Source organism: Nocardia sp. NPDC052001 (assembly GCF_040680615.1).
Lineage (GTDB): Bacteria > Actinomycetota > Actinomycetes > Mycobacteriales > Mycobacteriaceae > Nocardia.
Window position 1 is genome coordinate 893852 of record NZ_JBFAXC010000002.1, and the last position, 26839, is coordinate 920690.

At 66.5% G+C, this 26839-nt stretch carries 27 protein-coding genes and 1 tRNA gene; 14 read left to right on the plus strand and 14 right to left on the minus strand.

What is annotated here, in order from left to right; all coding sequences use genetic code 11:
* Positions 1–65 precede the first annotated feature (65 nt).
* The gene (locus tag AB0L82_RS12385) at positions 66–2354 is read right to left on the minus strand and encodes an excinuclease ABC subunit UvrA (RefSeq protein WP_364634272.1); all 2289 of its coding nucleotides are present in this window, start codon (positions 2352–2354) and stop codon (positions 66–68) included.
* 176 nt (positions 2355–2530) lie between these two features.
* Here AB0L82_RS12385 and AB0L82_RS12390 point away from each other — a divergent pair, with 176 nt between their 5' ends.
* The 3 genes from AB0L82_RS12390 to AB0L82_RS12400 all read left to right on the plus strand — a co-directional run bounded on the left by AB0L82_RS12390 (position 2531) and on the right by AB0L82_RS12400 (position 4003).
* Positions 2531–2848 (plus strand): hypothetical protein, encoded by a 318-nt coding sequence (locus AB0L82_RS12390; protein WP_364634274.1) that lies wholly within the window; start codon positions 2531–2533, stop codon positions 2846–2848.
* Between the two features lie 71 nt (positions 2849–2919).
* A tRNA-Leu gene (locus AB0L82_RS12395) sits at positions 2920–3003 on the plus strand.
* A gap of 202 nt (positions 3004–3205) precedes the next feature.
* A complete protein-coding gene (locus tag AB0L82_RS12400) occupies positions 3206–4003 on the plus strand; it encodes an SDR family NAD(P)-dependent oxidoreductase (protein WP_364634276.1) in 798 nt (265 codons plus the stop codon).
* A 9-nt stretch (positions 4004–4012) separates the two neighbouring features.
* Here the strand turns inward: AB0L82_RS12400 and AB0L82_RS12405 are convergent, their stop codons facing one another.
* The 3 genes from AB0L82_RS12405 to AB0L82_RS12415 all read right to left on the minus strand — a co-directional run bounded on the left by AB0L82_RS12405 (position 4013) and on the right by AB0L82_RS12415 (position 6646).
* Positions 4013–5197 carry an acyl-CoA dehydrogenase family protein gene (locus tag AB0L82_RS12405; RefSeq protein ID WP_364634278.1) on the minus strand — a complete coding sequence of 395 codons (1185 nt, stop codon included), beginning with the start codon at positions 5195–5197 and terminating at the stop codon, positions 4013–4015.
* 110 nt (positions 5198–5307) lie between these two features.
* A complete protein-coding gene (locus AB0L82_RS12410; RefSeq protein ID WP_364634279.1) occupies positions 5308–5928 on the minus strand; it encodes a cytochrome b/b6 domain-containing protein in 621 nt (206 codons plus the stop codon).
* On the minus strand, positions 5912–6646 hold the full coding sequence (locus tag AB0L82_RS12415; RefSeq protein WP_364634281.1) for a molybdopterin-dependent oxidoreductase: 735 nt from the start codon (positions 6644–6646) through the stop codon (positions 5912–5914). Before AB0L82_RS12415 ends, AB0L82_RS12410 begins: the two co-directional genes overlap by 17 nt.
* A 97-nt stretch (positions 6647–6743) precedes the next feature.
* Here AB0L82_RS12415 and AB0L82_RS12420 point away from each other — a divergent pair, with 97 nt between their 5' ends.
* Positions 6744–6938, plus strand: coding sequence for a hypothetical protein (locus tag AB0L82_RS12420; RefSeq protein ID WP_364634283.1), 195 nt, complete (start codon positions 6744–6746; stop codon positions 6936–6938).
* A 6-nt stretch (positions 6939–6944) separates the two neighbouring features.
* On the opposite strand, the gene AB0L82_RS12425 is transcribed toward AB0L82_RS12420, so the two are convergent.
* Positions 6945–7763 carry an SDR family oxidoreductase gene (locus AB0L82_RS12425; protein ID WP_364634285.1) on the minus strand — a complete coding sequence of 273 codons (819 nt, stop codon included), beginning with the start codon at positions 7761–7763 and terminating at the stop codon, positions 6945–6947.
* Between the two features lie 176 nt (positions 7764–7939).
* On the opposite strand from AB0L82_RS12425, the gene AB0L82_RS12430 reads away from it, so the two are divergent.
* Together AB0L82_RS12430 and AB0L82_RS12435 are read left to right on the plus strand one after the other, a co-directional pair.
* Complete coding sequence (locus tag AB0L82_RS12430) at positions 7940–8584, plus strand: DedA family protein (protein WP_364634287.1); 645 nt, start codon at positions 7940–7942, stop codon at positions 8582–8584.
* Positions 8585–8639: 55 nt separating this feature from the next.
* A complete protein-coding gene (locus AB0L82_RS12435; RefSeq protein ID WP_364634288.1) occupies positions 8640–9092 on the plus strand; it encodes a T6SS immunity protein Tdi1 domain-containing protein in 453 nt (150 codons plus the stop codon).
* A 3-nt stretch (positions 9093–9095) separates the two neighbouring features.
* Here the strand turns inward: AB0L82_RS12435 and AB0L82_RS12440 are convergent, their stop codons facing one another.
* Complete coding sequence (locus AB0L82_RS12440; protein WP_364634290.1) at positions 9096–9914, minus strand: class I SAM-dependent methyltransferase; 819 nt, start codon at positions 9912–9914, stop codon at positions 9096–9098.
* Between the two features lie 63 nt (positions 9915–9977).
* Between AB0L82_RS12440 and AB0L82_RS12445 the strand changes: the two genes are divergently transcribed.
* From AB0L82_RS12445 to AB0L82_RS12460, 4 genes are all read left to right on the plus strand, one after another.
* Complete coding sequence (locus AB0L82_RS12445) at positions 9978–10568, plus strand: TetR/AcrR family transcriptional regulator (RefSeq protein WP_364634293.1); 591 nt, start codon at positions 9978–9980, stop codon at positions 10566–10568.
* 72 nt (positions 10569–10640) lie between these two features.
* A complete protein-coding gene (locus AB0L82_RS12450; RefSeq protein ID WP_364634296.1) occupies positions 10641–11054 on the plus strand; it encodes a nitroreductase family deazaflavin-dependent oxidoreductase in 414 nt (137 codons plus the stop codon).
* A gap of 255 nt (positions 11055–11309) precedes the next feature.
* Positions 11310–12809 (plus strand): PucR family transcriptional regulator ligand-binding domain-containing protein, encoded by a 1500-nt coding sequence (locus AB0L82_RS12455; RefSeq protein WP_364636031.1) that lies wholly within the window; start codon positions 11310–11312, stop codon positions 12807–12809.
* 77 nt (positions 12810–12886) lie between these two features.
* Entirely contained in the window at positions 12887–14515 is a 1629-nt protein-coding gene (locus AB0L82_RS12460; RefSeq protein ID WP_364634299.1) for an amidohydrolase, read from the plus strand.
* A 156-nt stretch (positions 14516–14671) separates the two neighbouring features.
* Here the strand turns inward: AB0L82_RS12460 and AB0L82_RS12465 are convergent, their stop codons facing one another.
* From AB0L82_RS12465 to AB0L82_RS12475, 3 genes are all read right to left on the minus strand, one after another.
* Positions 14672–15832 carry a polyprenyl synthetase family protein gene (locus AB0L82_RS12465; protein ID WP_364634302.1) on the minus strand — a complete coding sequence of 387 codons (1161 nt, stop codon included), beginning with the start codon at positions 15830–15832 and terminating at the stop codon, positions 14672–14674.
* Positions 15833–15981: 149 nt separating this feature from the next.
* Complete coding sequence (locus tag AB0L82_RS12470; protein WP_364634305.1) at positions 15982–16962, minus strand: hypothetical protein; 981 nt, start codon at positions 16960–16962, stop codon at positions 15982–15984.
* 437 nt (positions 16963–17399) lie between these two features.
* A complete protein-coding gene (locus AB0L82_RS12475; RefSeq protein ID WP_364634308.1) occupies positions 17400–17954 on the minus strand; it encodes a TetR/AcrR family transcriptional regulator in 555 nt (184 codons plus the stop codon).
* A gap of 74 nt (positions 17955–18028) precedes the next feature.
* Here AB0L82_RS12475 and AB0L82_RS12480 point away from each other — a divergent pair, with 74 nt between their 5' ends.
* Both AB0L82_RS12480 and AB0L82_RS12485 read left to right on the plus strand, forming a co-directional pair.
* Positions 18029–19243, plus strand: coding sequence for an FAD-dependent monooxygenase (locus AB0L82_RS12480; RefSeq protein ID WP_364634311.1), 1215 nt, complete (start codon positions 18029–18031; stop codon positions 19241–19243).
* An 89-nt stretch (positions 19244–19332) separates the two neighbouring features.
* On the plus strand, positions 19333–19782 hold the full coding sequence (locus AB0L82_RS12485; RefSeq protein ID WP_364634314.1) for a nuclear transport factor 2 family protein: 450 nt from the start codon (positions 19333–19335) through the stop codon (positions 19780–19782).
* Here the strand turns inward: AB0L82_RS12485 and AB0L82_RS12490 are convergent.
* From AB0L82_RS12490 to AB0L82_RS12500, 3 genes are all read right to left on the minus strand, one after another.
* Positions 19740–20471, minus strand: coding sequence for a hypothetical protein (locus AB0L82_RS12490; protein ID WP_364634316.1), 732 nt, complete (start codon positions 20469–20471; stop codon positions 19740–19742). The genes AB0L82_RS12485 and AB0L82_RS12490 overlap by 43 nt on opposite strands.
* A 14-nt stretch (positions 20472–20485) precedes the next feature.
* Positions 20486–21070, minus strand: coding sequence for a hypothetical protein (locus tag AB0L82_RS12495; protein WP_364634318.1), 585 nt, complete (start codon positions 21068–21070; stop codon positions 20486–20488).
* A gap of 75 nt (positions 21071–21145) precedes the next feature.
* Positions 21146–22021 (minus strand): LLM class F420-dependent oxidoreductase, encoded by an 876-nt coding sequence (locus AB0L82_RS12500; RefSeq protein ID WP_364634321.1) that lies wholly within the window; start codon positions 22019–22021, stop codon positions 21146–21148.
* 184 nt (positions 22022–22205) lie between these two features.
* Between AB0L82_RS12500 and AB0L82_RS12505 the strand changes: the two genes are divergently transcribed.
* Together AB0L82_RS12505 and AB0L82_RS12510 are read left to right on the plus strand one after the other, a co-directional pair.
* A complete protein-coding gene (locus tag AB0L82_RS12505) occupies positions 22206–23441 on the plus strand; it encodes a transcriptional regulator (protein ID WP_364634325.1) in 1236 nt (411 codons plus the stop codon).
* 226 nt (positions 23442–23667) lie between these two features.
* Positions 23668–24075, plus strand: a complete 408-nt coding sequence (locus AB0L82_RS12510) for a DUF779 domain-containing protein (RefSeq protein ID WP_364634327.1) — start codon at positions 23668–23670, stop codon at positions 24073–24075.
* A gap of 59 nt (positions 24076–24134) precedes the next feature.
* Here AB0L82_RS12510 and AB0L82_RS12515 read toward each other — a convergent pair whose 3' ends face one another.
* Together AB0L82_RS12515 and AB0L82_RS12520 are read right to left on the minus strand one after the other, a co-directional pair.
* Positions 24135–25139 carry an immunity 49 family protein gene (locus tag AB0L82_RS12515; protein WP_364634330.1) on the minus strand — a complete coding sequence of 335 codons (1005 nt, stop codon included), beginning with the start codon at positions 25137–25139 and terminating at the stop codon, positions 24135–24137.
* Between the two features lie 99 nt (positions 25140–25238).
* On the minus strand, positions 25239–26792 hold the full coding sequence (locus tag AB0L82_RS12520) for a succinic semialdehyde dehydrogenase (protein ID WP_364634332.1): 1554 nt from the start codon (positions 26790–26792) through the stop codon (positions 25239–25241).
* Positions 26793–26839: the final 47 nt, after the last annotated feature.

The window sequence follows — 26839 nt, forward strand, 5'->3', positions numbered from 1 at the left end:
GGCCCCGCCACTTCGAATCCGGCGGGGCGCAGTCGATGCCGAATGGCAGTCACTGCCAGCGCATCTCAGTTTCCGCGTACCGCGGAGCCGTCCTTGTAGAGCCGCAGGTACGCACCGGTCAGCGAGTCCGGATGCCGTAGCAATTCGGCCGGGGTACCGGTGAATACGATCTCGCCGCCGTTCTTGCCGCCGTCCGGACCCAGGTCGATGACCCAGTCGGCGTGCGCGACCACATCGAGATTGTGCTCGATCACCACGACGGTATTCCCGCGCTCGACCAGGCCGTCCATCAGCCGCAGCAGCGTGTCGACATCGGACATGTGCAGTCCGGTGGTGGGCTCGTCCAGGACGTACACCGCCCCGCTGTTCTGCAATTGGGTGGCGAGTTTGATGCGCTGGCGTTCACCGCCGGAGAGCGTGCTCATGGCCTGTCCGAGGCTCAGATAATCGAGTCCGACCGCATTCATGGTGCGCAACTTGGCATTCAGCGCCTTTTCGGAGAAGAAATCGACGGCGGCCTCGGCCGAGAGCTCCAGCACATCGGCAATCGACTTACCGCGCAGCGTGAGTCCGAGCACCTCCTCGGAGAACCGGCGGCCGTCACAGGATTCGCAATGCGTGGTCACCGGATCCATGTACGCGATCTCGGTGATGATCACCCCGCGCCCGCCGCATTCGGTGCACGCGCCATCGGAATTGAAGCTGAACAGGCTCGCGGGCTTACCGGTGGCCTTGGCGAAGAGCTTGCGAATCGGATCCATCAAACCCAGGTAGGTGGCGGGTGTGGACCGCGAGGAGGCTGCGATGGCCGACTGATCGACGAATACCGAGTCCGGATAGCGCGCCATGAACTCATCGCGGATCAGACTGCTCTTCCCCGATCCGGCCACTCCCGTGATGGCGGTGAGAATTCCGGTCGGAACCCCGACGGAGACGTTCTTCAGATTGTGCGCGCTCGCATTGTCCACGCGCAGTTCACCATTGGCTGCACGGAATGCCTCTTTGACCGTGAACGCCCGCCGCAGCGCCTGCCCGGTGAGCGTCTGCGCCGCCCGCAGCTCCGCGAAACTGCCGGTGAACATGATCTCCCCGCCGTGCGCTCCGGCGCGCGGCCCGACATCGACGATGTGATCGGCGATCTGGATGACATCCGGATCATGTTCGACGACCAGCACCGTATTGCCCTTGTCGCGCAGCGCTTCCAGCATGCGATTGAGCCGTCCGACATCGCGCGGATGCAATCCCACGCTCGGCTCATCGAAGATGTAGGTCATCCCGACCAGCGTGCTCCCCAGATGTTTGATCATCTTCAATCGCTGGCCCTCACCGCCCGAGAGCGTCGAGGTCGGCCGGTCCAGGCTCAGATATCCGAGCCCGATATCGGCGACCCGCCCGAGCGCGATCCGGGTGGCTTCGGCCAGCCCCAGCGCCGCCGGATCCTGGACCTCGCCGAGCACCTCGATCAGATCGGTGATCTGCAACCCGGTCCAGTCGGCGATATTGCGGCCGTTGATCTTTGTCGCGAGCGCCTTCTCATTGAGCCGAGCCCCGTGGCAGGCCGGGCACACGCCCTCGGTGAGGAACTTCTGAATCTGCTCCCGGGTCTTGTCCGAGAGCCCCGAGGTGTCCCGCTTGACCCGAGATCGCGTGAATTTATCGGCCAGCCCTTCGTAATTGGCCTTCCAGGTGCCCTTGTTGAAAGTCAGCTCCACTTTGCCGCCGCTGCCGTGCAGCAGATCGTGCCATTCCGCATCGCTGTAGTCGGCGAGCTTCTTATCCAGGTTGAAGCGCCCGGAATTGCCGTACAGCTGCCAATCTCCGCTGCCCACACCGTATCCGGGCAGTAGGATCGCTCCTTCGTTGAGCGATTTGGATCGGTCCACCAGCTTGTCCGGATCGGCGGTGATGGTCATGCCCAGGCCGTCGCATTCGGTGCACATGCCCTGCGGTGTATTGAACGAGTAGTCGTACACCAGCCCGGTGGACGGCGAACCGAATCGGGCGAAGAGCGCGCGAATGAGCGCGTAGATATCGGTCATGGTCCCGACCGTCGAGCGCGGTCCCCCGCCCACCGACTTCTGGTCGATGATCACCGGCGCGGTGAGATTCTCGATGGCCTCCGCGTGCGGCCGCTCATAGCGCGGCAGGAAGTTCAGGATGAACGCCGGGAAGGTGGCGTACAGCTGGCGCTGGGATTCGATGGCGATGGTGTCGAACACGATGGAGGACTTGCCCGAACCGGAGACGCCGGTGAAGACGGTGATCTTGTTCTTGGGGATGTCGAGGGAGACGTTGCGCAGATTGTGCTCGCGGGCGCCGAGGACCCGAATCGTTTCAGCGGAAGCAGCGGACATACCTCTCACCATGCCATCCACATACCCCCGAACGTGCGGTGAAATGTGACGCAAATCACATCAAATCCATTGAATATCAGGGTCCAGCCAGGATTGCCGAATGGTCGCGCCGTTCTACAGTGGCGGTCGATCGCGGCGGTCGGACACCGTCGCGCGCTACCCCGAGGGACATACCGATGAAGACCATGCGCTGGACCGCCGGGCTCGCCGCCGCCGCGTTCGCCGTCACCCTGATGTCCGGCTGCAGCGAGATCAAAACCGCTGTGAACCAGGGCGGCGACACCAAATGCACCGACTACCTCAAGCAGGATGCGGACACCCAGCGCATCACCATCACCAAGTTCATCAAGCAGCAGACCAACACTCAGAACGAGCCGTCCGGCACCAATGTGGACATCGGCATGGCCTCGGTGCAGACCCTGTGCCAGATCCAGGCCAATGGCGAAACCCCGATCAAGAACGCCGACATCGCCGGAATCTTCATCAGGAAGTAGTCCGAAACCGCCCGCTACCAGCCGATTTCTGTTTTTCCCACATCCTCGGCTACTGTTGTCGAGCACACCGAGTCGGGGTGGCGGAATGGCAGACGCGCTAGCTTGAGGTGCTAGTGCCCTTATTGGGCGTGGGGGTTCAAGTCCCCCTCTCGACACAGAAAAGAGCTCTCCTTCGGGAGGGCTCTTTTTGTTTGCACGAGTCGATTCGAAGGGACCTGCGCGCAGCGGCGTACCGCCGATTACGGCTGGCGGCGGATGTGGGCCGCCACCCGCCGAAGTTAGCGTTCGACCTGCGAATCACTCATTCTTTGGAGTTGTCATGGCATCTCTGTCCTTGAACTCACCGCGGGCCCGATCATGAGGGCGCTCGTCACCGGCGGCACCGAGGGGATCGGCCGCGAGATCGCGATCGGACTCGTCGGCTCGGGCGCGCAGGTGCTGGTGACCGGGCGCGACGCCGCGCGCGGTGCGGCGTTCGCGGCCCAGACCGGCGCGACGTTCCTGACCGCCGAACACGCGACGGTGCACGGAAACCTCGAACTGGCCGCGGCGGTCGCGCGGACCACCGGCGAACTCGACATTCTCGTGAACAATGTCGGCGGTATGGCGTTTCCGAATCGAACGCTGAATTCGGAAGGGCACGAGGTCATCTCGGCGCTCAACTACCTCGGCCCGATCACTCTCACCGATGCGCTGTTGCCCATCCTCACCCCGAACGCACGCATCGTGCAGATCGTCTCCAGCGCACTGCTCATGCACAAGGGCGACCCGTTCACCGAGCCCGACACCTACACCGCGATCGGTGCCTACGCCCGAGCCAAACAATTGAACCTGCTGGCCATGCTCTCGCTCGCCCGGCAGGCCGCCGACGATCGATCGATCAATGCGGTCAACCCCGGAACCGCCTGGACCCCCGGCGTCCGGCAGCTCACCCCCGAGACCGTCCCCGCCTGGCGTTTCATCTGGCCGATCGTGCGCGCCGTTCAAAAGCGCGCACGGCCGGACAGAGCGGCCCGGGTGCCCCTCCGCCTGGCCCTGGAAAGTGTTGGCAGCGGCCAATTCTTCGAGAGCAAGGGCAAACCCGCATCGCTACCCGAGCGACTCCGTGCCCCGAACCTCCAGGACCGGGCCTGGGAGGCCGCACTGGTGCACTGACGACCCGTATCAGATCAGTGCGCGCAGCATGCCCTGTGGCTCGACACCCATCGAGGTCAGCGCATCGGAGTGGTAGATCGATCCCGGAATGTGGATGGCGTGCTGCAATCCCACGTGCGCGTCACGCCAGAAACGCTGTAGCGCATTGTTCTTGCGCACCGCGTTACCGCCGGAGCGCGCGAAGATCTCGTCCACGGCCGATACCGCCCGCCAGGCCGAGCGAACCTGATTGCGGCGCACCACCGATCGGTCCTCGAAGGCGATGGCCTTGCCCGCGTCGGCGAGATCGTAGAGGCGGCTGATGCCGTCGAGCAGTTGCGAACGCGAGGCGGCGATCTCCGAGGCCGCCTCGGAGATGGCGTACAGCACATACGGATCATCCTTGATGGCCGTGCCCATCGCGGTGATGCGATTGCGCTGATAGTCCAGATGCGCCGCCAGCGCGCCCTCGGCGATGCCGATGACCGCGGCGGTGATGCCGAGCGGGAACATGGCCCAGAACGGCAGCCGGTACACGGTTTCGGTGCGCCCGGCGCGATCGGCGGCAATGGTTCCCGAGGCCACCTCCTCCGAATCGATGGTGCGGTAGTCGGGGATGAACGCGCCGTCGACGCTGACATCCTTACTGCCGGTTCCGCACAGCCCGATGACATCCCACGAGTCGTCGACGATCGTGTAGTCCGCGCGCGGCAGCACCACGTGCAGGGTGCGCGGGGGCATGACCGGGGTGCCGTCGGGGTTGCCGACCAGCGCGCCCAGGAAGATCCAATCGCAGTGGTCGGTGCCGGAGGAGAAGCTCCAGCGGCCGCGCAGAATGTAGCCGCCGTCGGTCGGGGTGGCCACGCCCTGCGGTGCGTACGGGGAGGCGATCCAGGTATCGGGATCGGTGCCCCAAACCTCCTGTTGCAGACGGCGATCCATCAGCGCCATCTCCCAGGGGTGCACACCGCCGACCCCGCACACCCAGCCGGTGGAGCCGCAGGCCGCGGCGGTCGCCATCACCGCTTCGGCGAAATCCCTGGGATGTGCGGCGTATCCGCCGAATTCGGTGGGTTGCAGCATTCGCATCACCCCGGCCTCGCGTACCAGCGCGACGCTCTTCTCGGACAGTTTGCCCGCCCGCTCGGTCTCCTCGGCGTGCGCCGCCAGCTGGGCGGCGAGCTCCTCGACCCGCTGAACAACCTTGTGCGACATGCCCGCACCTTTCGAACCAACTCACGACCTCGGCCCCGCCGTGCGACGGGGCTATGTCGAAGCTAGCCGTGACGGGGGCCACAGCGGGTGGAGTTCCCGGTGACCGGGTCTCAGGATGTCTCGTCGGTGGAGTCGTGCTCGGCGGCCCACAGCATGTGCTCACGGTCGGCCCACCGCCGCGAGACGGTGCCGGTGAGCATGCCGCGCATGGCTTCTCGATCGCGCAGCGCGTACATGACATGTCCGACCACGAGAACGCCGAACGCCAGCGCGAACCAGTCGTGCATGAGGGTCGCGCCGGTGCGCCAGACCAGACGGGTCCAGTCCGGGAAGTACATGATGATGCCGGTGCCGAACAGGACGAAGATCGATCCGGCACTCAGCGCGGCATTGAGTTTCTGCCCGGCATTGAATTTCCCGACATCGGTGCCGAACAGTCGGCGCGCCTTGGATCGGAACCACAGTCGATCCGCGGCGGTGAATCGGTTCAGCCGGGACAGATCGGCGCGGTAGGCCCGCGAGACGAGACCGAGCAGGATCGGCACGGGCAGCGCGAAACCCGAATAGACGTGCACCAATTCGACGATGTGCCGATTGCCCACCAGTACCGCGAGCGAGCCGTTGTACAGGATGGCGGCGGTGGCTATGCAGATCAGCACGAGCACCGCGACCAGCCAGTGCACCCAGCGTTCGACCCGCCCGAAGCGGTGCAGCTCAGCTGGTCGGGTCATCATCACGCCCGTTCGACGCGCCGACCCAGCCGTCGATCGAATAGCCCCGGCGCTCCCAATAGCCGGGAACGACGTCGCTGGTCAGCTCGATTCCGGAGAGCCATTTACAGCTCTTGTAGCCGTACATGGGCGCAACATACAGCCGAACCGGCCCGCCGTGATCGTGGCTGACCGGTCCGTCGATCATTTCCAGGGCGACGATGACGTCATCGCGCCGGGCTTGATCGAGGGTCAGGCTCTCGGTATAGGTGCCGTCGAAGGAGGTGAATCGCACCGCGGTCGCCGTGTTCTTGACACCCGCGTCGTCCAGCAGATCGGCCAAACGCACTCCGCGCCAATGGACTTCGGGCACCCGCCAGCCGGTGACGCACTGGAAGTCGCGCACCAGCGTGGTCTGCGGCCGCGCGCGCAACTCCGGGAGCGTGTGACTGCGCGGGTTGTCTACCAGCCCGGTGATATCGAGCCGATAGTTGCTCTCATCGCGTCTCGGCGCGCCGCGGGTCACCGAGTAGAACCGGAAGGTATTGCCCACCGGCAACAGCCCGATGAGCCCCGTCGGATCGTGATTGCCGATGGGTCCGAGCACCGCCGCGAGGCCCCGTTGAATCGAGGCCCCGCCCAGCACCCCGGCCGCCCCGGCGGCCAGCAGCCCCAGCACCACCCGGCGTCCGACGGGTGCGCCTGGATCGGGGGGCTGGGAAGCCTTGTCGGCGGGCACGACTCCACTATCCACCGCGTGCGCCGCCGCGCCCACTCGGGGCGGCTACGGTGGTGTCGAGAACCGCTTCCGCGCGGTGCCAACGAAAGGCCCGGCTATGCGCAGCCCCATCCTCGTCGCGCTCGGTGTCATCCTCGCCCTGGCCGGAGGGCTCTGGGCGCTCCAGGGCTTCGGCGTGGTCTCCGGCAGTCCGATGACCGGCACCGTCACCTGGTCGATCATCGGACCGATCGTCTTCATCGCCGGCGTGCTGCTGGCCGTGCGCGGCTGGCGCGGTGGCCTGCGCCGCTGACCGGGCTCAGTTGCCCTGTGCCGCAGCCGAAACCGGCTGCCATTCGCGCCAGGTCGCCAGCCGGGATTCGTATTCCGCGGTCGCCATGGCGAGCGGGTTCTCACCCAGGAAGATGCGCAGCGGCGGCTTGTCGGCGTCGACTACCTTCAGGATCGCCTCGCCGGTGGCCGTCGGATCACCGGGCTGGTTGCGCGCTCGCTGAGCCGCCCGCGCCGCACGAGCGGGTTCATACGCCTCGATCGGCGTGGCGTGCTTGGCGGACGCACCGGCCCAGTCGGTGCCGAAACCGCCCGGCTCGATGAGGGTTACCTGAATCCCGAATGGCGCGACCTCCTGCGCGAGGGACTGGGAGAAGCCCTCCAGCGCCCACTTGGACGCGTGATACGCGCCCAGGTTCAGGAAGGCGGCGATACCGCCGATGCTGGACACCTGCAGAATGTGCCCGCTCCCCTGCGCCCGCAGAATCGGCAGCGCGGCCTGGGTGACCCACAGCGCGCCGAACACATTCGTCTCGAACTGCGCCCGCAGTTCCTCCTCGGACAGTTCCTCGATCATGCCGAACTGCCCATACCCCGCATTGTTGACGACCACGTCGAGCCGCCCGAACCGATCCGCGGCCGCTCGCACGGCGGCGAAATCGCCCTCGCGATCGGTGACATCGAGCTGGATCGCCTGGAAGGTATCCGGATACTTCGCGACCAACTCATCGAGCGTGCTCAAATCGCGTGCGGTACCCGCCACACTGTCCCTGCGCTCCAGCGCCGCCACCGCCCATTCACGGCCGAATCCTCGTGAGACCCCGGTGATGAACCAAACTTTGCTCATGCGCTCAACGGTAATCAGCTGGAGTGCACTCCAAGCAAGTCTCGATCGCATTGGATAGCGGACCCTGTTCGGAACTCACCGGCGGCGGTGTCGGCATCAGCCCCGAACCGCGTTGCGCTGAGCCCGGTATGGCGTTCGATATCCGGTGCGACGGGTGCAATGGGTAGCGTGGCGGCATGAATTCGCTGCTGCACCGGATCTTGGACATCGCACCGGTGTGGATCTATCTGATAGTCACCGCACTGGTTTTCGTCGAGGATGCCATCTTCGTCGGATTCGTGGTGCCCGGGGAGACCGCCGCGGTGCTCGGCGGCGTCGCGGCAAGTCAAGGGCACGTGGCGCTTTGGGCGATGATCGTGCTGGTGGTGGTCGCGGCGATCGTGGGCGACAGCGTCGGGTACGAGGTCGGTAAGAAGGTCGGTCCGCGACTGCTGGCCGTGCGGATTCTCGACAAGCATCGCGGGCGGGTGGAGCAGGCGCAGGATTTCCTGGCCCGGCGCGGTGGCTGGGCGGTTTTCCTCGGCCGCTTCACCGCGTTCTTCCGGGCCATGATGCCCGCCCTGGCGGGCACCTCGAAGATGCCGTACCGCCGCTTCCTCGCCTTCAACGCGTTCGGTGGAATCGTGTGGGGCACAACGTTCGTGGTGCTCGGCTTCATCGCGGGCAATTCCTATGAGCGGGTCGCCAAGACCGTCGGCCGCGATATCGCCATCGGCGTCGCGGTACTGGTGATCGTGGGCCTGATCGTCTGGAAGGTGCGCGAACGCCGCCGCGAGCGCACCTTCGAGGCGAATTACGAGGCCGTGCACGAGGCTGACTGACCCTTACCGGGATGCCCCCGCCGAGCGTTTCGTCCGCTCTGGTTGGATATGGCCAGTGACCAGCGTTGCTTTCAAACTCGTCGGACCGCATCACTTCGATCGGGTGATGCCGGCGTGGGCACCGCAGTTCCCGCGCTTCGACCGGGTGATCGGCTATACCGATCTGGGTCATGCGCTGCTCATGAGCACCCGTACCGGCGAATACGCCATTCTGGACCCGTATTTCCCCGGCACCAAGGTCTACGGAACCTTCGACGATCTGTCGGCCTTCGTGGATCGGGTTCTGTTCGACCCCGATGTCATCACGTATATCCTGCAGCCCCAGCATGTTTCGGCCATTCGCCGTCGCCTCGGACCGCTCGAGTCGGAGGAGGTTTACATAGCCGCGCCCTATCCGTTCCTGGGCGGTTCGGAGCATCCGGACTCGTACCACCGGGGCGGGGTCTGGGCTTTCTACGATCTGGTGGCCCAGGCGCACGGCTTCGACAGTGACGCCTTCAGCGAATAGCGCTCACTCGGGCGTCGCGGTGACCACCACGGTCGTATAGCGCACGACCGCACGGCCTCCGAGCGCGTCGATGGCCGCACCGACCCCGTCGAGGATCTGCGCCAGCGGTTCCGGCGCGAGCTGGGTGAGCGTGCCCTGGGACGGTAGTAGGTCCAGGTACTCGGCGCGGGTGTAAGGCTGTTCCCACTCGAACCGCCACACCTCGGGTTCGGTGAACCGGCCCGACTTACGCAGCCCCTCGGTGGCCCGGTCGGTGACCGCGCCGGAGCCGGTGGCACCGCGCCGCATGGCGGCGGTATCGAACGGCGAATCGGGTAGCACTCGCCGATAGGCGGTGATGAAAGCCTCCGTCACCTCGGGCGGCGCGTCGGCGACATTCCAGAACGCGGCGAACCTGCCCGCCGGGCGCAGCACGTCCGCGGCTTTTGCGGCACCGATTACCGGATCGACCCAATGCCACGCCTGCCCGGCGGTGACGATATCGAATTCCCGACCGGCGGGATCCCAGGTCTCGAAGGTGCCGACCTCGACCTCGACCCCGGTACCGCGCGCGAATTCCGCCATGCGCGCATCGGGTTCGACGCCCAGTACCGCGCATCCAGCGGCCTGTAGTTGCCGCGCCGATATGCCTGTGCCGCAGCCGATATCGAGCACGCGCGGACCCGGGCCGGCGGCGGCCAGCTGCCCGATCATGGCCTCGGGATAGTGCGGGCGGGTCCGGTTGTACCGTGCGGCGTCCACCCCGAACGATTCGGCGACATCGCGATGCGTATGCGGCTCCGGTGCACGCGGAACCACCGGTTCCGGCGGTATTGTGGGCATGCGCCCACTCTAGTGGGCACCTGCCCACTCGTCAACGATCGCCCTGTGAGAGAAGGATTTACGGTGCCCACCGGTATAGCCCTCCGTGACGTTCGCGAACAACTGTTCGCCGCCGCCGAACGCGTGCTGCTGCGCGCGGGTCCCAGCGGTTTGACCAGTCGCGCCGTCACCGATGAGGCGGGCTGCGCGAAAGGCGTACTGCACCGCCACTTCTCCGATTTCGACGATTTCCTCGCCGAACTGGTCCGGGACCGAATCGCCCAACTCGCCCGCGACGCAACCGAACTGCGTGACGCCGCGGGCACGGGCACCGTCGACGACAATCTCGCCGATGCCGTCACCAAGGTCTTCGGCCCCGTCGCGGTGGCCATCGTGAGTCTGATCATCTTCCGCGACGAACTACGCACCCGGCTGCGCCGCACCCGCCCGATCGGCGTCCCACTGCTATCGGACGCGACCGTCATGGTCTCCGAATACCTCACCGCCGAACGCGAATTGGGCCGCCTCACCCCCGACGCCGATGTGGACGCCCTCGCCCCCACCCTGATCGGCGCGGGACATCTGCTCTTCGCCGACCGCACCGGCACACCGCCGGACGCCGTCGCGGTGCGCCGCATGGTGGCGACGGTGTTGTCCGGATCCCAGATTCGGTAGGCGCGGAATTTCGTCGGCGCACCCCGGGTTGGTGCCGGGAGACCGTACGACGACAGCGACAGGACGGGTGCGATGAACGCCTTCAATGAAAATGTGATCCAGGAATTTCGCGCGAACGGTGGCAAGGTAGGCGGGCCGTTCGAGGGCAATAAAAGCCTGGTGCTCATCACCACGACCGGCGCGAAGTCCGGGCGGTCCATCACCAGTCCGCTGGTGTACGTGGCCGACGGTGACCGGATCGTGCTGATCGCCTCCAACGGCGGCGCGGACAAGCATCCGGCCTGGTACCACAATCTGCGCGCGAATCCGGAGCTGACGGTCGAGCTGGGAACCGAAACCTACACGGGCAAAGCCGAATTCACCTCCGGCGCGGAGCGGGCGGAGCTGTACGATCGCATGGTCGCGGTCATGCCCCAGTTCGACGAGTACCGGCGCAACACCACTCGGGAGATTCCGGTAGCCGTGGTGCACCGGCAACCGGCCTGACCTACGCTGCCGTAACTACAATCACGCGCGGCACAATTTCGTACAAAAAACCCAGACTCGCCGGTAACCGCGCGCCGAAATGGTTATTCGCGGAACGTGTCTTCGACATTCTGTACACTCACTCCCCTACCCTTGCATTAACAGCTTCGGAGAATTAACAGCTTCGGATTCACACGGCGTTGCTTTCACATGGCGTTGCATTCATGCGATACGTAATTCTGGTGATTCGGCGGAAGGGGTTGGGTGTCCGTACCGGTGAGCTGGGTGCTCGCGCAGCCCGATCTGGAGATTCCGCTGCGCGGCGGCGTCGCGGGCATCGGCCGCACCATCGAGTCGGTGCTCACCATCGAAACGGAGAATCCGTTCCCCTGGCTGTCCGGTGGTGAACTTGTCCTCACCACCGGCTTACAGCTACCCGCGACCCACGTCGCCCGCGTCGCCTACCTGCGCCGACTGCATGAACGAGGCGTCGCCGCAGTGGGTTTCGGCGTCGGCCCGACCCATTCGGCCATTCCCGAGGATCTGATCAAGGCCGCCGACGAGATCGGGCTGCCGCTTTTCGAGGTCGCGCCGTCCACCCCGTTCGCCGCCGTCGCCACCCGGATCGCCGCGCGCTCGGCCCAGCTCCAGCACGACGCCCTGCTGCGGGCCTCGCGCACGCAACCCCGCATGACCCGTGCCCTGGTGCGTTCGGGTGCGCGCGCCATCGTGCGTGAGCTTGCCACCGCGCTGCGCGCCACCGTGCTGGTGCTGGACGCGGAAACCCGGGTCACCGATGTGCACCCCGATACCCCCGATGACGAACTGCTGCATACGGTTCGCACCGCCATCGCCACCGATCCGGGCGGCGTGCACATCGATCAGGGCCGCTCGATCACCCATCAGCGCATCGGTGTCGGCGGCCGCGTGCACGGCAATCTGGTGGTGGTGAGCTCCGCCCCGCTCAGCGCGGTCGATCAGATTCTGCTCGGTCACGCGAATTCGTTGCTGGCCTTGGATTTCGAGAAACCGGCACGACTATGGGAGGCCCAGCATCGACTGAACAGCACCGTGCTGGGCCTGCTGTTGAGCAGCGAATCCGATCTGGCCCCCGCCTGGACGCATCTGGCGCAGGCCGCCGATGCCGCCGGGCGCATTCGAGTCCTCGCCGCCGACTGCGACAGCCTGGACGCGGTCGACGAGATCCGCTCGGTGGCCGAGAGCATGGCGGTGCGCTCGGGTCATCCGCTGTTCCTGCATCTGCTCGCGCGCCGAGTACTGGTGGTGCTGCCCGGAGTCGCCGCCGTCGCCTTCGCCCGCGAACTCGCCGCCGATCTGGGCGAGAACACGAGTCGCTCGGTACGCTTCGGCCTGAGCGGTGAACATCCGCTCGCCGAACTGACCGTTGCCGCCGATGCCGCCGGCCTGGCCGCGGCGGCCGCCGAACGCGGTAGCGCCCCATCGGAATTCGGCGCGCTCACCGGTAGATCGCTGCTGTCCTTCGATTCCACCCGCCGGGTGCTGGACACCCTGGCCAATACCGTGCTGACCCCGCTCATCGATCATGACGCGGCGCACGGTTCGGATCTGCTGTATTCGCTGCGCGCCTATCTCGAGGCCAATGGCCAGTGGGAGACGGCCGCCGCCGCAATCGGTGTGCACCGTCATACCCTGCGCAAACGCATTGCGACGGCACAGGGTTTGCTCGGCTGCGATCTGGACAGCGCGCGCGTGCGCGCCGAACTGCTGCTCGCGATCCTGGCCCGGGGCAGCTGACCCGGTGTCCGGTCCGGGATGGGACGCTGGTTGATTATGAGCCGCAACCGACTTCCAGCGCTGTCAGGAGCAGTTTCATGTCCCATGCCGACCTAGTGTTCACCGGCGGCGCGGTGCTCACCATGGATTCCGCCCGCAGCCGGGCGACCGCGCTGGCGGTGACCGGCGATCGCATCAGCGCGGTCGGGCACGCCGAGGTGCGCGCCGCCGTCGGTCCCGCCACCGAGGTGGTCGAACTGGGCGGGCGCGCACTGCTGCCCGGCTTCCAAGACGCGCACGTGCACGCCGCCGCCGGTGGTATCGAACTGGCCGCCTGCGATCTGAGCGGGACGGTCGACCTGGCCGAGTACCTGCGCCGGATCACCTCCTACGCCGCCAAACATCCTGAGCGCGAATGGATTACCGGCAGCGGATGGTCCATGGAGAGCTTCCCGGGCGGGCAGCCGACCCGGCAGCAGCTCGACGCGCTGGTCCCGGACCGGCCGGTGTATCTGGTCAACCGGGACCATCACGGAGCCTGGGCGAACACCCGCGCACTGGAGCTCGCGGGGATCACCGCCGCGACCCCCGATCCCGCCAATGGCCGGATCGAACGCGAAACCGATGGCGGCCCAACCGGAATGCTCCAGGAAGCCGCCATGGCACTGGTGGAGCGGGTGCTGCCGGAGATCACCCCGCAGGACCGGCTGACCGGACTGCTGTGCGCTCAGGAACTGCTGCATTCGCTCGGGATCACGGGCTGGCAGGAGGCGATCGTCGGCGGCTACGACCGCAATATGGATTCCGCCGCGACCTTCGCCCGCGCCGCCGAACAGGGGCTGCTGACCGCGCGCGTCACCGGGGCGCAGTGGTGGGAACGCGACCGCGACGTCACCCAGATCGAGGCAATGGTGCTGCGCCGCAAGCAGTTCGGCAGCGAGCGCTTCCGCCTCGACACGGTCAAGATCATGCAGGACGGTATCGCCGAGAACTTCACCGCCGCCATGACCGAGCCCTACCTGGACCATCGCGGCTGCTGTACCGCCAACGCGGGCATGAGCTTCGTGGATCCGGTGGCGTTGCGCGGCTATGTGACCGAACTGGACGCACTCGATTTCCAGGTGCACTTCCACGCGCTCGGCGACCGTGCCGTGCGAGAGGCGCTCAACGCGGTCGAGGCCGCGCTGATCGCCAATGGCCCGCGCGGCAATCGACATCAGCTGGCGCATCTGCAGGTGATCCATCCGGACGATATGGGACGTTTCCAGCGGCTCGGCGCGGTCGCCAATCTGCAACCGCTGTGGGCCGCGCACGAACCGCAGCTCGATGACCTGACCCTGCCGTTCCTGGGCGCGGGCCTGCGCGATCGGCAGTACCTGTTCGGTGATCTGCTGCGGGCGGGAGCCACGCTGGCGGCGGGCAGCGACTGGCCGGTCAGCGATCTGAATCCGCTGTCCGGCATTCACACCGCGGTCAATCGCATCACCCCCGGTTCGGCGCTGCCGCCGCTGCTGCCCGAGCAGAGCCTGGACCTGATGACGGCCCTGGCCGCGTACACCGCGGGTTCTGCCTATGCGAACCGGCGCGATGACACGGGCAGTCTGCGCACCGGCATGCTCGCGGATCTCATTGTGCTGGACCGTAATCCGTTCGAGCATCCGATCACCGAGATCGCCGACGCCAAGGTCGAGCAGACCTATGTCGGCGGTGCGCGGGTATTCGGTTAGGGCGAATTTCCGGGGCGGGGCCGCGGCACGGCGGGCGGGATGCTATGGTCCTATCCATCAGCCGCCCGTCGTGTGCGGCGAATCCCCCTTCTTCGGTAAGAGCCAAAGTATGTGTAACCGTCGGTTACACATAAATCGCCTTGGCCTCGTTCACCGCTATTTGTCCCGGTAGGCCACCAGATGAGCCAGTGCAGTCAGATCGGCTGCGGCGATTTCCGGCGGCAGCGCACCCAGCGCGGATTCCAGTGCTGTGGCCGCGCGCCCCAGCGTGCGCTGCCGTCCACCGGCCTCCTCGATCAGGCTCGCCGCCCGCGCCGCGCGCTGCGCCGTCATCGGCTGCCGGGCGTGATAGAGACGCGCGAACTCCCGGCCCGGTCCGGTATCGGAAGCCAAGGCGCAGACCACCGGGAACGACTGCTTGCGCTGAATCAGATCGCTGTGCGCGGGTTTTCCGGTCACCTCGGGATCACCCCAGATATCGATGGCGTCATCGACGAGCTGGAACACCAGCCCCAATTCACATCCGAAGGTGTGCATCGCGGACACCACCCGATGATCCGCCCCGGCGCACAGCGCGCCGAGCGCGCACGCGCAGCCCAGTAGCGCCCCGGTCTTGCCCGCGGCCATGGTCAGGTATTCATCGACTGTCACCGAGGAGCGCGCCGCGAAGGCGCAGTCCTCGTACTGCCCGCGGCACAGTGTGACGGTGGCGCGCGCCAGCCGGATCACCGCCTCCGCGGTCACCGATTCGGGCACACCGTCCGAGAGCACGCCCAGGGCCAGCGCCTGTAGCGCGTCACCGAGCAGGGTGGCATTGGTTTCACCCCAGACCCGCCAGACCGTGGGCCGGCCGTGCCGGAAACGGTCCTCGTCCATGACGTCGTCGTGCACCAGGGAGAAGTTGTGCAGCAGCTCGACCGCGGCGGCGGCGTGGGTGGCGTTCTCGATGGTTCCACCGCATGCCACCGCGGCCGCGAAGGTGAGGGCGGGTCGCAGGGCCTTGCCCTGTAGTCCGGTGATCTCCACGCCTTCGGCATCACACCAGCCGAAGTGGTATCCGGCCATGCGATCCATGGGTTCGGAGAGTGAGGCGACCGCCGCGCGCAGGACCGGTTCGATGGCCAGCCGCGCCGCGGCCAGCTGTCTGCGCGCCGCGACGTGCGGGCCGCCATCGGAATGTTGGCCGTATTCGGCGGGCCGCTGGCGTATTTCGCTGTGGCCGATGGTTTTCATCATGGTCGGCCGGGTGAGACCCCAGCGGCGCATGCCCTCGAGTCGTTGTCCCGCTGTGGTTCTGGTCGGTTTCGACGCTCGCATAATCGGCCCCGCTCACTCGGACACGGCCTCCGCAGCCACCCGGCGGTGATTGGGCGGCCATGCATAGAAGATCCCAATCGTCCCATCCGAACGTGAAAACGCGGGACCGCCTGTGGATTTCATTTCGGCAACGGCGGCTGCGCCGCAGCTCAGGTGAGTGGCAGGCCGTGTTCCAGCGCCTCCACCGGCGCGCTCGTATAACGGGCGGCCTGATAGTGGTAATCGAAATTCGCCCGAACGTACACCGTGTAACTGTTTGCGGTGGCCAAAGTGTCGGCGCGGTCACGATCGCCGAGTCCGGCGTCGGCGAGTTCGGCCGGAAGTTGCTCGAGTGCGGCCGTCATGCGGTCTATGCACTCGGTGAGCATGGTGTTGACGAGCTCGAGCGCCCGGGACCGGTTGTGCCCGAGGTGATATTCGGCCAACAGTACCGAGTTGTACAGGTAGCCCGAGGCCTCGTCCGAGGCCACCGACAGCACGTCGTTGAACAGGCCCATATGCTCTACCGCCGCCTCGCGCAGGCTGCGCATGGCCGGAAGGTAGCGGGCGGGCGCGCAGAGATCTATCCCCTCGGCGCGCTCGCTGATGTCGAGAAAAACGAAGAGCGCCACACCATCTCGGCGATGCGCGCGGTAGGTCTCCAGATCCGGAAGATTTCCGGAAAGCCGCCCCACGCTTTCGGTGTAATACGTCCAGAGCCAGTCCCGGATCTCCGCGTGTACGGCCTCGCACCATTCGGGTGAGCGGCCCTCGCACAGTCTGCGCCACAGATCAGCGAACGCCACGGCCAGTACGCCGGAAGGTTGCCTGGCACTGTCGAATACCGCGTTCAGCGCACGCACCGCTTCCAAACAGCGCTGTGGATCGGGGATTTCAATATCGAACTGATCGTCGACCACGAAAGCCCAAGCCGTGTACTGGCTGAGCAGCGTAAGCTCGTCGATATCGGCCTTGGGGCACCAGAGTGCGTACATTCGCGCCGGTCTGGTGCGTACCATCCGCCGCCGCGTCAACTCGGTGGGCACGAGCTCGAACTTCTCGAGCCACTCCCACATACCCGCTTCTGCCTCCAGCTCCAGCGGATTGAGGTCCACCGGGGCGTACGGCATGAAAAATTCGGTTGGTTCCATCGAAACTGCCTATCTCCCAACCAGTTTACCCGCCGACCCGACAATACCGGCGTTTCGGGCAGAACCGGCGATCCGACCGCTAATCGGTCAGTGACGCGAGTCGCCGGGCGGAGTCGGAGAGCGGTCGCTCCCCGGCCCGCATCGCTGTCAAAGGGCCCGCACCCGCCGCATCGGACCGGTCGTCACACCCGGAAATCCGATCAGCCCTACCACTTTCGTCGATTCTATCGCGCGAACAGGCGCCGCGCGCAGTGCCGCGGACCGGTGTGGCGGAAATGACCTTCGCACCGAGAGATCAAGGGTGAGAAGGGCTTCCGCCTCGCATGTGCAGGTCGATGAGCCTTCCGGCGGTGCCGTATCGCCGACCGCGTCGACGAAAGTGCGTCCGGCACTGATCAATACGCGTCGAGGCCGTCGTGGTGTACGTGCGAATGAGATTACCGATGCGCGTCCACGCCGGTGATGCGGCGCAGACCATCGGCGAGATCGCTTCCGGTGGGCGCGGTTTCCGGATCGATCAGATACTGCGCGGCCACGCCGATGAGCAGCGCCTGGTACACCAGCCCGGCGGTGCGATCGTCGTCGGCAACGCCGCCGAACAGCCGGGCCAGGCCCGCCCGCGCCTCGGGCATGGTCGCGGCCAGCTGCTCGCGGGAATCCGCGTGTGAGAGCGCGTCGAAGGTGGCCGCCCAGACGCCCCGGTGATCGGCGATCGACTCCCGGACCGCGTCCCATCGGGTCGCGAAGCGGCGCAGTGCGTCCGGATCGGTGACATCGGTCGCCGCGAGGGCACGCGCCAGTTCGGTCCCCCATTCCCGGGTCGCCTCGGTGAGGGCGGCGGTGAGCAGGGCTTCCTTGGAGCCGAAGTGGTAGCCGATAGCGGCCATGCTCACGCCCGCGGCGGTGGCGATATCGCGGACGGTGGTGCGGGCATAGCCCTTCTCGAACAGGCAGGTGCGCGCCCCGGCCAGCAGATCCTCACGGTTTCCCATGCTGAGCAGACTAGCGCAAACGCCTGAGACAAAAGTATTGCGCAATTGCCTAAGACATTTGTACAGTTCTGCTCATGCGAAATCTGGCCAACCAGAACGTCCTCATCTCCGGCGCGAGCATCGCGGGTCCCGCTCTCGCCTTCTGGCTGCGGCGGTACGGCTTCCGGCCGACCATCGTGGAAAAGGCCCCGGCCCTGCGCGACGGCGGTCAGGCCATCGACGTGCTCGGCACCGCCACCGAGGTCATTCGCCGGATGGGACTGCTGGAGCAGGTGCACGCCCTGCAGACCGGGAAGCGCGGCACCTCGTATGTGGCCGCCGACGGCACCGTCAAGGCGAGTATCAGCAGTGCAGTGTTCAACGGCGTCGGCGCGGGCGGCGATACCGAGATCGCCCGGGGCGATCTGGCGCGGGTGCTGTACGAGGCCACGCGCGATGATGTCGAGTACCTCTTCGGCGATTCCATCGCCGAGCTCACCGAGACCGCCGACGGGGTGCACGTCACCTTCGAGCACTCCCCCGCCCGCACCTTCGATCTGGTGATCGGCGCCGACGGCGTCCACTCCCGCACGCGCGCACTGGTTTTCGGCCCGGAATCGGATTTCGTCCGCCATATGGGCTACTACATCTCGATCTTCACCATCCCCAACCTGCTGAATCTGGATCACTGGGAACTGGACTACAACACCCCGGGCAAGATCGCGGGCAGTTACAGCGCGCGGGAGAACACCGAAGCCAAGGCGATTTTCGCGTGGGCGTCCGAACAGCTCGCCTACGACTTCCGCGACGGTGACGCCCAGCGGCGCATTCTGACCGACACCTTCGCCGAGCAGGGCTGGGAGGTGCCGCGGCTACTGGCGGAACTGGACAACGCCCCGGACTTCTACTTCGACGCCATGGCGCAGATCAAGATGGACACCTGGTCCCGGGGACGGGTGTCGCTGGTCGGTGACGCGGGGTACTGCGCTTCCCCGCTCTCGGGTCAGGGCGCGGACCTCGCGCTGGTCGGCGCATATCTGCTCGCGGGTGAATTGGCCGCCGCCGCAGGCGATTACCGTATCGCGTTCGCCGCCTACGAGCGGGAGATGCGGCCCATGGTGGATGCCTGCCAGCGGTTCGCCGAGGGCGTGGGCCAGTGGTACGCGCCCGGTAGCAAGACGATGATCAAAGTCCGCAATCTGAATGTGCGGCTGCTGCCGTACCTGCCCTGGCGCGGGCTCATCGGTGGTGCCCCGCAAAAGGTGGCGCGTACCGTCGCGGCCAAGGACTACACGGTCGCGGTGTCCTGATTTTCGGAAACCACAAGATCAATCCGCACCGCGCCGTACGCTCGGGCACCGAACACCAGCTGTACAAAAGGCACTACCCGGAGGCGCGCATGCTGTCCCTGCAGGAGATTTCGGATCGGATGGAGATCGAGGACCTGATGGTCCGGTACTCCCATGCGGTGGACACCAAGCAGTGGGAACTGCTCGATGAGATCTTCACCGCCGACGCCCATATCGACTACACGGCCATGGGCGGACCGGCCGGAGATGTGGCCTCCACCAAGGCTTTTCTCGCCACGGTCATGCCGAATTTCACGGCGTTCCAGCATTTGATCGCCAACTCCGCCATCAAGGTCGACGGTGATACGGCGACCGCCCGCACCATGTGCCACAACCCGATGGTGGTGGCCGGTGCGGACGGTCTGCCCCGCTTGATGCTGTGCGGGCTCTGGTACCACGACTCATTCGTCCGGGTGGACGATCAGTGGCGGATCAGCCGGCGAATCGAGGAGAAGTCCTATATGTTCGTCGCCCCGCCGGCCGAGGCCGTGATCAGCTGATCGAACAGGTCGCGGTACCCGCGTAGCGCCTGGCGCAGTTCCTCGGTGTCCGAACCCTTTTCCTCGTGCCAGCGCTGTTCGAGCGCGTGCCGCCGCTGGGCGAAGCTGTCCACCAGCGCCTGAATGCCGCCCTCGACCAATTTGTCGGCGCGGGTCACCGCATCGCGCGGGTCGTCGACGAACATGGTCTGCACTTCACGCCACTGCCCGCGCAGCTGGTTCGAGTCGACCGAATGCGCACTCTGCCCGGCGCCGTGCTGCCGCTGCTCGTCGGTGCCCGGGCCGCCGTTGTGCGGTCGCTGTCCGGCCGCATCGGTGGCGAGGCCACCGTTCGGCTGCCGCTGTCCGGCCTCGTGTGCGCGCTGCGTACTCGCGGACGGTTGCGGCTGGGCGGCGCGGAGTCGCTGATCCGCCTCGACGTTCTGATTCGGCTGTCCGTGGACCGCCGGGTCCAGTGCGTGCGCCGGACGGGCATCCGGTGCCTGTGTCGCAACCGAACTCGGTGCTTGTGCCCCAAGGGAATTCGGATCGCGTCGGGGGTCGAGTGCCTCCGGCGTGCCCCGCTGGGCGTCCTCGGATCGGCCGGTGTGCTCGGGCCGGTCGGGGGAACCGGCGACACGGGCATCACTGCCGGTCACCGTATTCGCCTGCGCTGCGGCCTGTTTCGCTTGCTCTTTGTCGGTGCTCATTTTTCGTACCTCACTTATCGGTTATCGCGTGCGGAATGCGGTGCGGCGGATTCGGTGTGGGATCCGTTGCCGTCCACCAGTTCCGCGAAGAGCTGCCGGTAGTCGACGATCGCGGCGCGCATATCCTCGGTGGACACCTGCCCGCGTCCGGCCTGACCGGCGATCTGATGCGCGCGGCGGAAACGATCCACCGGCTGGGCGTGCTCGACCGAGAGATCCGCGACCCGCTGGTCCGGATCCTCGGTCGGATAGCCGCGATCGGCCATCGCCAGGGTGAGCAGGCGATCGGCGTTCTCCAGCGCGTGCGCCGGATCGTCGACGAACTGTTCCTGCACGTGCGCCCACTGCATGGTGTAGCGGCGCTTCTCATCGTCGGTCAGCTCGCGCAGCTGCAACTGCTGATGCCGCTTCTGCCGTTCCACCAATTCACGTTCGGCGTCGCGGCGGTTGTCCGACTGTTCGACCGCGCGGTCGTACTCCGGCCCGAACCGCTCCTTCAATTTGCGACTGCGCATGCGTGGCATCAGCGCCAGCGCGATCACGATTGCCGCGGCGATCACCACCACGATGACAATCACGGTTACTACTGCACCCGACATCTTGCTCCTCCTCGCCGAGTCCGTCTTCTTGCGGACGTAATGCCTCGACGCGGCGGGCTCAAACGTATGAGCGGATCATTCCCCGCGCAGCAGCTCGATGACCGGAGCGAGCTTTTCCATATTGGGCTCCAGCACGGTGATGTAGTTGAAGCCCAACGTTTCCCGGCGTTCGCGCAGCGTATCGGCGATCTGGGCGGGCGTGCCGAGCAGCAGCACCGGAAGGTCATCGAGCTCGCCGTCGAACTCGAACGGCAGGTGCGTGGCCAGATAATCGGCTGCGGCGGAACGCTCTTCGTCCCGTATGACGCCCTGCACCAGCAGATTGAATTCCACCGAGCGCCCGCCCAGATGGTCGCGCACATAGTCGGTGCGCTTGGCGAGGGCCGCGCTGTCGGCGAGCGTCAGGCGGCCGTTATCGCTCGCACCCGCGCCGGTGAAGGCGACGATATCGGCGTTCGCGGCGGCAAAGCGCAGTGAACGGTCTCCCCACGCCGCGAGCAGCAGGGTGGGCCCGCCGGGCTGTACCGGCCGCGGGGTGTACTCCGGATCGGCGAACAGCCCGCGCAGTGTGGCGACGGTGCGCTCGAGATGGTCGACCCGTTCCCGGGCGGACGGGAAAGGCATTCCGGCGGCTTCGAATTCGGCCTTGACGTAGCCCGCGCCGAGGCCGAGTTCGACCCGGCCGTCGGTGAGTTGATCGAGTCCGGCGACATCGCGCGCCAGCAGCACCGGATTGTAGAACGGGGCGTTCAGGACGAAGGTGTTGAGCCGGACCCGCTCGGTCGCCTCGCCCGCGAGCATGAGTGCCGGGAACGGTGCGGCCAGGCCCAGATGGTCCGGGACGCCGATCACATCGAAGCCGAGTTGTTCGGCCCGGCGACACTTCTCGATCCAGGTCGCACGCGAAGACGGGGCAATCATGTTCACACCGAAGCGAAATGGGTACGCCATACCTACTGTCTACCAGTCGAATCCGAACAAGATCACAAGCATCGGCCCGCGACCGCCCGGCGAAGCCTGCGAAGGCGGTCGAATCGAATTAACGCGCGGACTCCACCGAATGGGGTACGGGCGGGGCTCGCGCACGCCATCATGAGGTATCGCATTTCCGAGTCGCCCGCGAGGAGTTTGCGCGATGACACAGCTACCGGCCATTTTCCAACAGCGTGCGGAGTTGGAGAAGGTGTGGGCGCGGTGGGCGACGGGGACGCAACAGCTGCCCGCGCTCAGTTCCGCGAGTACGCCGGTGCCGGTGCTGCGCGAGGAAGTGGTGGAGTCGTGGGAGCGCTCGCTGCGCACCGTGGACCCCGCGCGGGCGGTGGCACCGGCCACCGATCGGGACGAATTGGGTTCGCGCTGGGCCGAATCGCCGCTGCGCACCCCGGTCACCGAACTCGCCGGGGAGATCCGCGCCATCGCCGAGGACGCCGGAATGATCGCGGTCGTCACCGATGACGAGGGCACCGTGCTGTTCAGCTGCGGCGACCGCGCGGTGCGGCGACGCGCCGAGACCGTGAACCTCGCGCCCGGCGGTTGCTGGGATGAGCCGTACATGGGGACCAGCGGGGTGGCGCTATCGCTGCACACCGGCCGTCCCAGTTCGGTCTGGGCGGCCGAGCATCTGGTGGAGGCGTTGCACGGCTGGGTCTGCTACTGCGCCCCGATTCGCGCCGCCGACGGCCGTCAAATCGGCGTACTGGACCTGTCGACCTATTGGGATCGCTCGCATCCGATGATTCTGGCCACGGTGCGGGCCCTGGTCACCGCCATCGAATCCCGTTTGCACACGGAGCAATCCAGACCGGTGGCGCGCACCCGGCTGGAATGCCTCGGGGTGCCGCGCCTGTACAAGCAGGGCCAGCAGGTCCCCATGCGCCCGCGGCAGGTGGAGATCCTCACGCTGCTGGCGCTGGAGCCGGAGGGTTACACCCCCGAGCGCCTGCACGCCGCCGTCTACGGTGATCGGTCCGTCTCCCCCAGCACCCTCAAGGCCGATGTCTCGCGCCTGCGCCGTGCGACCGACGGCCAGATCGCGGACCGCCGCTATATGCTCACCGATCCGCTGGCCTGTGACGCCACCGAATTGCTCGCGGCGCTGGAGGCGGGCGATCTGACCACCGCCGTGCGGCTGTATCGCGGTCCGCTGCTACCGGATTCCGATATTCCCGGCATCGTGCAGTGGCGCGAACATCTCGACGTGGGTCTGCGCACCGCCGTGCTCGCGGACCGGAATCCCGAGCATGCCTTGCGATTCGGGCAGCGCTGCCCGGACGATATCGAAATCCACGAGCACGCACTGCGTTTGCTCGCCCCGGGCGACAGTCGCCGCGCGCTGGCCACGGCCCGGCTGCACACCGCACTACGCGCGTAGTTGGTCGATACCGGTCCATGGCGGACCGGTCCGGCGAATAGGACACGAACGCCCGTGGGTTGGCGCATCGTTGCGCCGAGGTTGCAGTGAACAGCCTACTTTTCACCAACCGCGCGCCAACCCTGTGCCAACCCGGCGGGGTCATAGTGACCCCGGTCACCGTAGCTCGGGTTCTTTTGAGGCCCAACGCTTCCGAAGACATCCGAGCTATCACTGGAGGAGTCAGATGAAGACGGGTTCGGTCACCCGGGTGGCCATCACCGATGCCGCGGCCGATGTGCTGCAGGTGCTCATCTCCCATCACGGCCCGGTCCTGTTCCATCAGTCCGGCGGCTGCCGCGACGGCAGTTCGCCCATGTGCTATCCGCTGGGTGATTTCCGGGTCGGCGCGGCCGATGTCATGCTCGGCCGAGTTTTCCCGGATACGCCATTCTGGTTGAGCGCCGGTAATTTCGAGCACTGGCGGCACACCCATCTCACCGTCGACGTGATATCCGGCCGCAGCAGCGGCTTCTCCCTCGAGGTCCCCGAGGGGGTCCGATTCATCATCCGGTCGCGGTTGTTCACCGATGCCGAGGCGGCGGTGTTGGAGGCGGCTCCCAGGCCGCCCCGAGGCGCCGACCTGACCGGATGAGAAAGGTGGCGCGGCCGGTTTCTCCGGGCCGGCCGCGCCTCCGCCCACTCGTGAAAATGCTACTGCGGCAGCAGTTCCCAGAGACCGTCGATACCGAGCCGGAGCGGGTACAGCGGATGCCCCTGGTCGTCGTGCGTCACCCTGGGGCGCACGATGATCTCCTCGGCGAATGGAATCGTCCACCCGCGATCGAGCAGCGCGGGCGGTAGATAACCGGACTCGACGGTCACCGGCAGTCCGCGATCGGCCGCGAAACCGGCCAGTCCGAGCAGATGCCAGGAGACGAAACCCACCGGGGCGAGACATCGTTCGGGCGTACCCCAGAATTTCCGATGCTGTTGCAGCGCTTCGGCGATCGCGGTGTTGAACTCCGCGGCCGAACCCGTTGCGGCGTAGTCGAGCGCCCGGATCGCGGGCGCGGCACACAGTACGGCGTATTCGTCCGAACTGTCCGCGGCCGCGCTCCAGGCCGCCCGCAAGGTGTCCCGGACACCGGCCGCACCGCTGTGCAGCTGCTGCCAGCCCAGCGCCCACAGCGTCGCGTAGTCGTGCGCGTCCGGCAGTGGAAAACCCGGACGATCCGCGGTGCCCACCAGAAATGCCAGCAGCCGCGGATCGCGGGTGATGAGGCCCAGCGAGAGCGCGGATACGAAATCCGATGCGGCGGGGCCGGGTTGGCGCCCGCCGATGCCCGGGACCTGGTACTGATCATCCTCGATGATCATGGTGACGGCGGAGCCGCCCGCCGGTTGCCGCGCCGCCTGCAACCGGCCCACCAGTGCGTTGGCCGCCGATTCGGTGTACGAACGGATGCGTGTGTTCCCGTCGCCGAAATCGGCGAGACTGTAATACCCCGCGAGTCCGAGGAATTCATTGGCCACCGCCTGCAACCCGATGAAGGGTTCGGTCGCCAATTCCTCCTCGAGGATCGCGTGCGCGGTCTCCCACGCCCCCGAGATCTGCTCGTGGACCAGATCCATCGCGTCATCCAGGCGGCCACCGGGCCGCTCCGCATCCGGATCGCAGGGATAGTGCCGCCCGATCTGCCCCGTGCTCAGCGTCATTGGCCCTCCTGAAATCGAAACAGGGTGCCGGACATCGCCGCCCGCCCCCGTACCGAAACATACCGGTGGTTTCGGGCCGGGGCAGGCGGGCGGATCGGATCAGCGGCCGGGCAGGTACTTGATGGCGCGGGCAACACCCATCAGGAACGGCTGCCACTTGTCCTGTGAGATGAGCGGCGGCGCATCGAGATTCAGGAACCGGGTGACCACGACCGTCTGCGGTTCGGTGAACTTGAGCAGCCCGTCGGGACCGTGGCGACGGCCGACGCCGGAGATGCCCATACCGCCCATCGGCGCGCCGGTGGAGCCCCAGGCGGGGGCGTAACCCTCGTCGATATTGACGGTGCCCGCGTGCAGGCGTTCGGCGATGCGCTCACCTTCGGCCTTGCTGCCCGCCCAGACGCTGGCATTGAGGCCGTATTCGGTGTCGTTGGCGCGCGTGATCGCCTCTTCCACATCGGCTACCGGGTAGATGGAGACCAGGGGGCCGAAGGTTTCGTTGCGGCCGCATTCCATCGTGTCGGTGACCTCGGCCAGTACGGTCGGCTCATAGAACAGCGGGCCGAGGTCCGGCCGGGCGTTGCCGCCCGCGAGGACCTTCGCGCCCTTGGAGACCGCGTCGGCGACGTGCTTGGTGACCGTTTCGAGCTGGGCCTCGGAGATGAGGCTGCCGATATCCGCCGAATAGTCGTAGGCCGCACCGACTTTCGCGGCCTTGACCGCGGTGACGAACTTCTCGGTGAATTCGGCGGCCACGGACTGTTCGACGTACAGGCGCTCGATGGAGATACAGAGCTGACCGGCGTTCGAGAAGCACGCGCGCACAGCGGCTTTGGCGGCCTTGTCGAGGTTCGCGCCCGCGGTGACGATCATCGGGTTCTTGCCGCCGAGTTCGGCGGAGAAGCCGATCAGGCGGCGACCGCACTGTTCGGCCAGGGTGCGGCCGGTGGTCGAGGAACCGGTGAACATGAGGTAGTCGCAGGCCTCGACGATGGCGGTGCCGACCACCGTGCCCGGACCGGTGACCACGGCGAACAGATCGCGCGGCAGGCCGGCGCGGGCGAACAGTTCGGCATTGGCCAGCGAGGAATATGGGGTCTGGCTGTCCGGCTTCACCACGACGCCATTACCCGCCAGCAGCGCCGGAATCGAATCGCCGATCGAAAGCAGCATCGGATAGTTCCACGGTGCGATGACACCGACGACGCCCTTGGGCACCGCGCGCACGGCGGCCCGGTTGAGCACCGGGAACGCGCCCGGGACGCTGTGTGAGGCCAGCAATTGCGGTGCGACACGGGCGAAATAGCGGGCCGCCATCATCAGGCCCATGATCTCTTCCTGTGCGGCCCAGCGTGCCTTACCGGTCTCGGCCTGCACCACGTCCATCAGGTACTCGCGGTTCTCCACCACCAGATCGCGGTACCGATTGAAGACCGCGGCTCGGTCCTTGACCGGGCGGGCGGCCCATTCCGCCTGTGCGGCACGCGCTTTGGTGACGGCGGCGGTCACATCGGCGGCCGTGCCCACCGGCACCGTACCGAGCGTCTTTCCGGTGAACACCTCGGTGATCGCGCGAATATCGCGGTCCTCGGTGGTGTCCACGGCCGCGAACGTCCGTAGACGTTCGAACACTGCGGCTGCCGGTACGGGCATCGTCGCCTCCTACTTACAGGTAACTTCGGGGTACACACAATCTACCC

What these genes read in the sequence shown, in the direction of transcription:
- AB0L82_RS12385 (WP_364634272.1), bottom strand. Translation starts at nt 2,354, where the DNA reads ATGTCCGCTGCTTCCGCTGAAACGATTCGGGTCCTCGGCGCCCGCGAG.
- AB0L82_RS12390 (WP_364634274.1), top strand. Translation starts at nt 2,531, where the DNA reads ATGAAGACCATGCGCTGGACCGCCGGGCTCGCCGCCGCCGCGTTCGCC.
- AB0L82_RS12400 (WP_364634276.1), top strand. Translation starts at nt 3,206, where the DNA reads ATGAGGGCGCTCGTCACCGGCGGCACCGAGGGGATCGGCCGCGAGATC.
- AB0L82_RS12405 (WP_364634278.1), bottom strand. Translation starts at nt 5,197, where the DNA reads ATGTCGCACAAGGTTGTTCAGCGGGTCGAGGAGCTCGCCGCCCAGCTG.
- AB0L82_RS12410 (WP_364634279.1), bottom strand. Translation starts at nt 5,928, where the DNA reads ATGACCCGACCAGCTGAGCTGCACCGCTTCGGGCGGGTCGAACGCTGG.
- AB0L82_RS12420 (WP_364634283.1), top strand. Translation starts at nt 6,744, where the DNA reads ATGCGCAGCCCCATCCTCGTCGCGCTCGGTGTCATCCTCGCCCTGGCC.
- AB0L82_RS12425 (WP_364634285.1), bottom strand. Translation starts at nt 7,763, where the DNA reads ATGAGCAAAGTTTGGTTCATCACCGGGGTCTCACGAGGATTCGGCCGT.
- AB0L82_RS12430 (WP_364634287.1), top strand. Translation starts at nt 7,940, where the DNA reads ATGAATTCGCTGCTGCACCGGATCTTGGACATCGCACCGGTGTGGATC.
- AB0L82_RS12440 (WP_364634290.1), bottom strand. Translation starts at nt 9,914, where the DNA reads ATGCCCACAATACCGCCGGAACCGGTGGTTCCGCGTGCACCGGAGCCG.
- AB0L82_RS12450 (WP_364634296.1), top strand. Translation starts at nt 10,641, where the DNA reads ATGAACGCCTTCAATGAAAATGTGATCCAGGAATTTCGCGCGAACGGT.
- AB0L82_RS12460 (WP_364634299.1), top strand. Translation starts at nt 12,887, where the DNA reads ATGTCCCATGCCGACCTAGTGTTCACCGGCGGCGCGGTGCTCACCATG.
- AB0L82_RS12465 (WP_364634302.1), bottom strand. Translation starts at nt 15,832, where the DNA reads ATGCGAGCGTCGAAACCGACCAGAACCACAGCGGGACAACGACTCGAG.
- AB0L82_RS12470 (WP_364634305.1), bottom strand. Translation starts at nt 16,962, where the DNA reads ATGGAACCAACCGAATTTTTCATGCCGTACGCCCCGGTGGACCTCAAT.
- AB0L82_RS12475 (WP_364634308.1), bottom strand. Translation starts at nt 17,954, where the DNA reads ATGGGAAACCGTGAGGATCTGCTGGCCGGGGCGCGCACCTGCCTGTTC.
- AB0L82_RS12480 (WP_364634311.1), top strand. Translation starts at nt 18,029, where the DNA reads ATGCGAAATCTGGCCAACCAGAACGTCCTCATCTCCGGCGCGAGCATC.
- AB0L82_RS12485 (WP_364634314.1), top strand. Translation starts at nt 19,333, where the DNA reads ATGCTGTCCCTGCAGGAGATTTCGGATCGGATGGAGATCGAGGACCTG.
- AB0L82_RS12490 (WP_364634316.1), bottom strand. Translation starts at nt 20,471, where the DNA reads ATGAGCACCGACAAAGAGCAAGCGAAACAGGCCGCAGCGCAGGCGAAT.
- AB0L82_RS12495 (WP_364634318.1), bottom strand. Translation starts at nt 21,070, where the DNA reads ATGTCGGGTGCAGTAGTAACCGTGATTGTCATCGTGGTGGTGATCGCC.
- AB0L82_RS12500 (WP_364634321.1), bottom strand. Translation starts at nt 22,021, where the DNA reads ATGGCGTACCCATTTCGCTTCGGTGTGAACATGATTGCCCCGTCTTCG.
- AB0L82_RS12505 (WP_364634325.1), top strand. Translation starts at nt 22,206, where the DNA reads ATGACACAGCTACCGGCCATTTTCCAACAGCGTGCGGAGTTGGAGAAG.
- AB0L82_RS12510 (WP_364634327.1), top strand. Translation starts at nt 23,668, where the DNA reads ATGAAGACGGGTTCGGTCACCCGGGTGGCCATCACCGATGCCGCGGCC.
- AB0L82_RS12515 (WP_364634330.1), bottom strand. Translation starts at nt 25,139, where the DNA reads ATGACGCTGAGCACGGGGCAGATCGGGCGGCACTATCCCTGCGATCCG.
- AB0L82_RS12520 (WP_364634332.1), bottom strand. Translation starts at nt 26,792, where the DNA reads ATGCCCGTACCGGCAGCCGCAGTGTTCGAACGTCTACGGACGTTCGCG.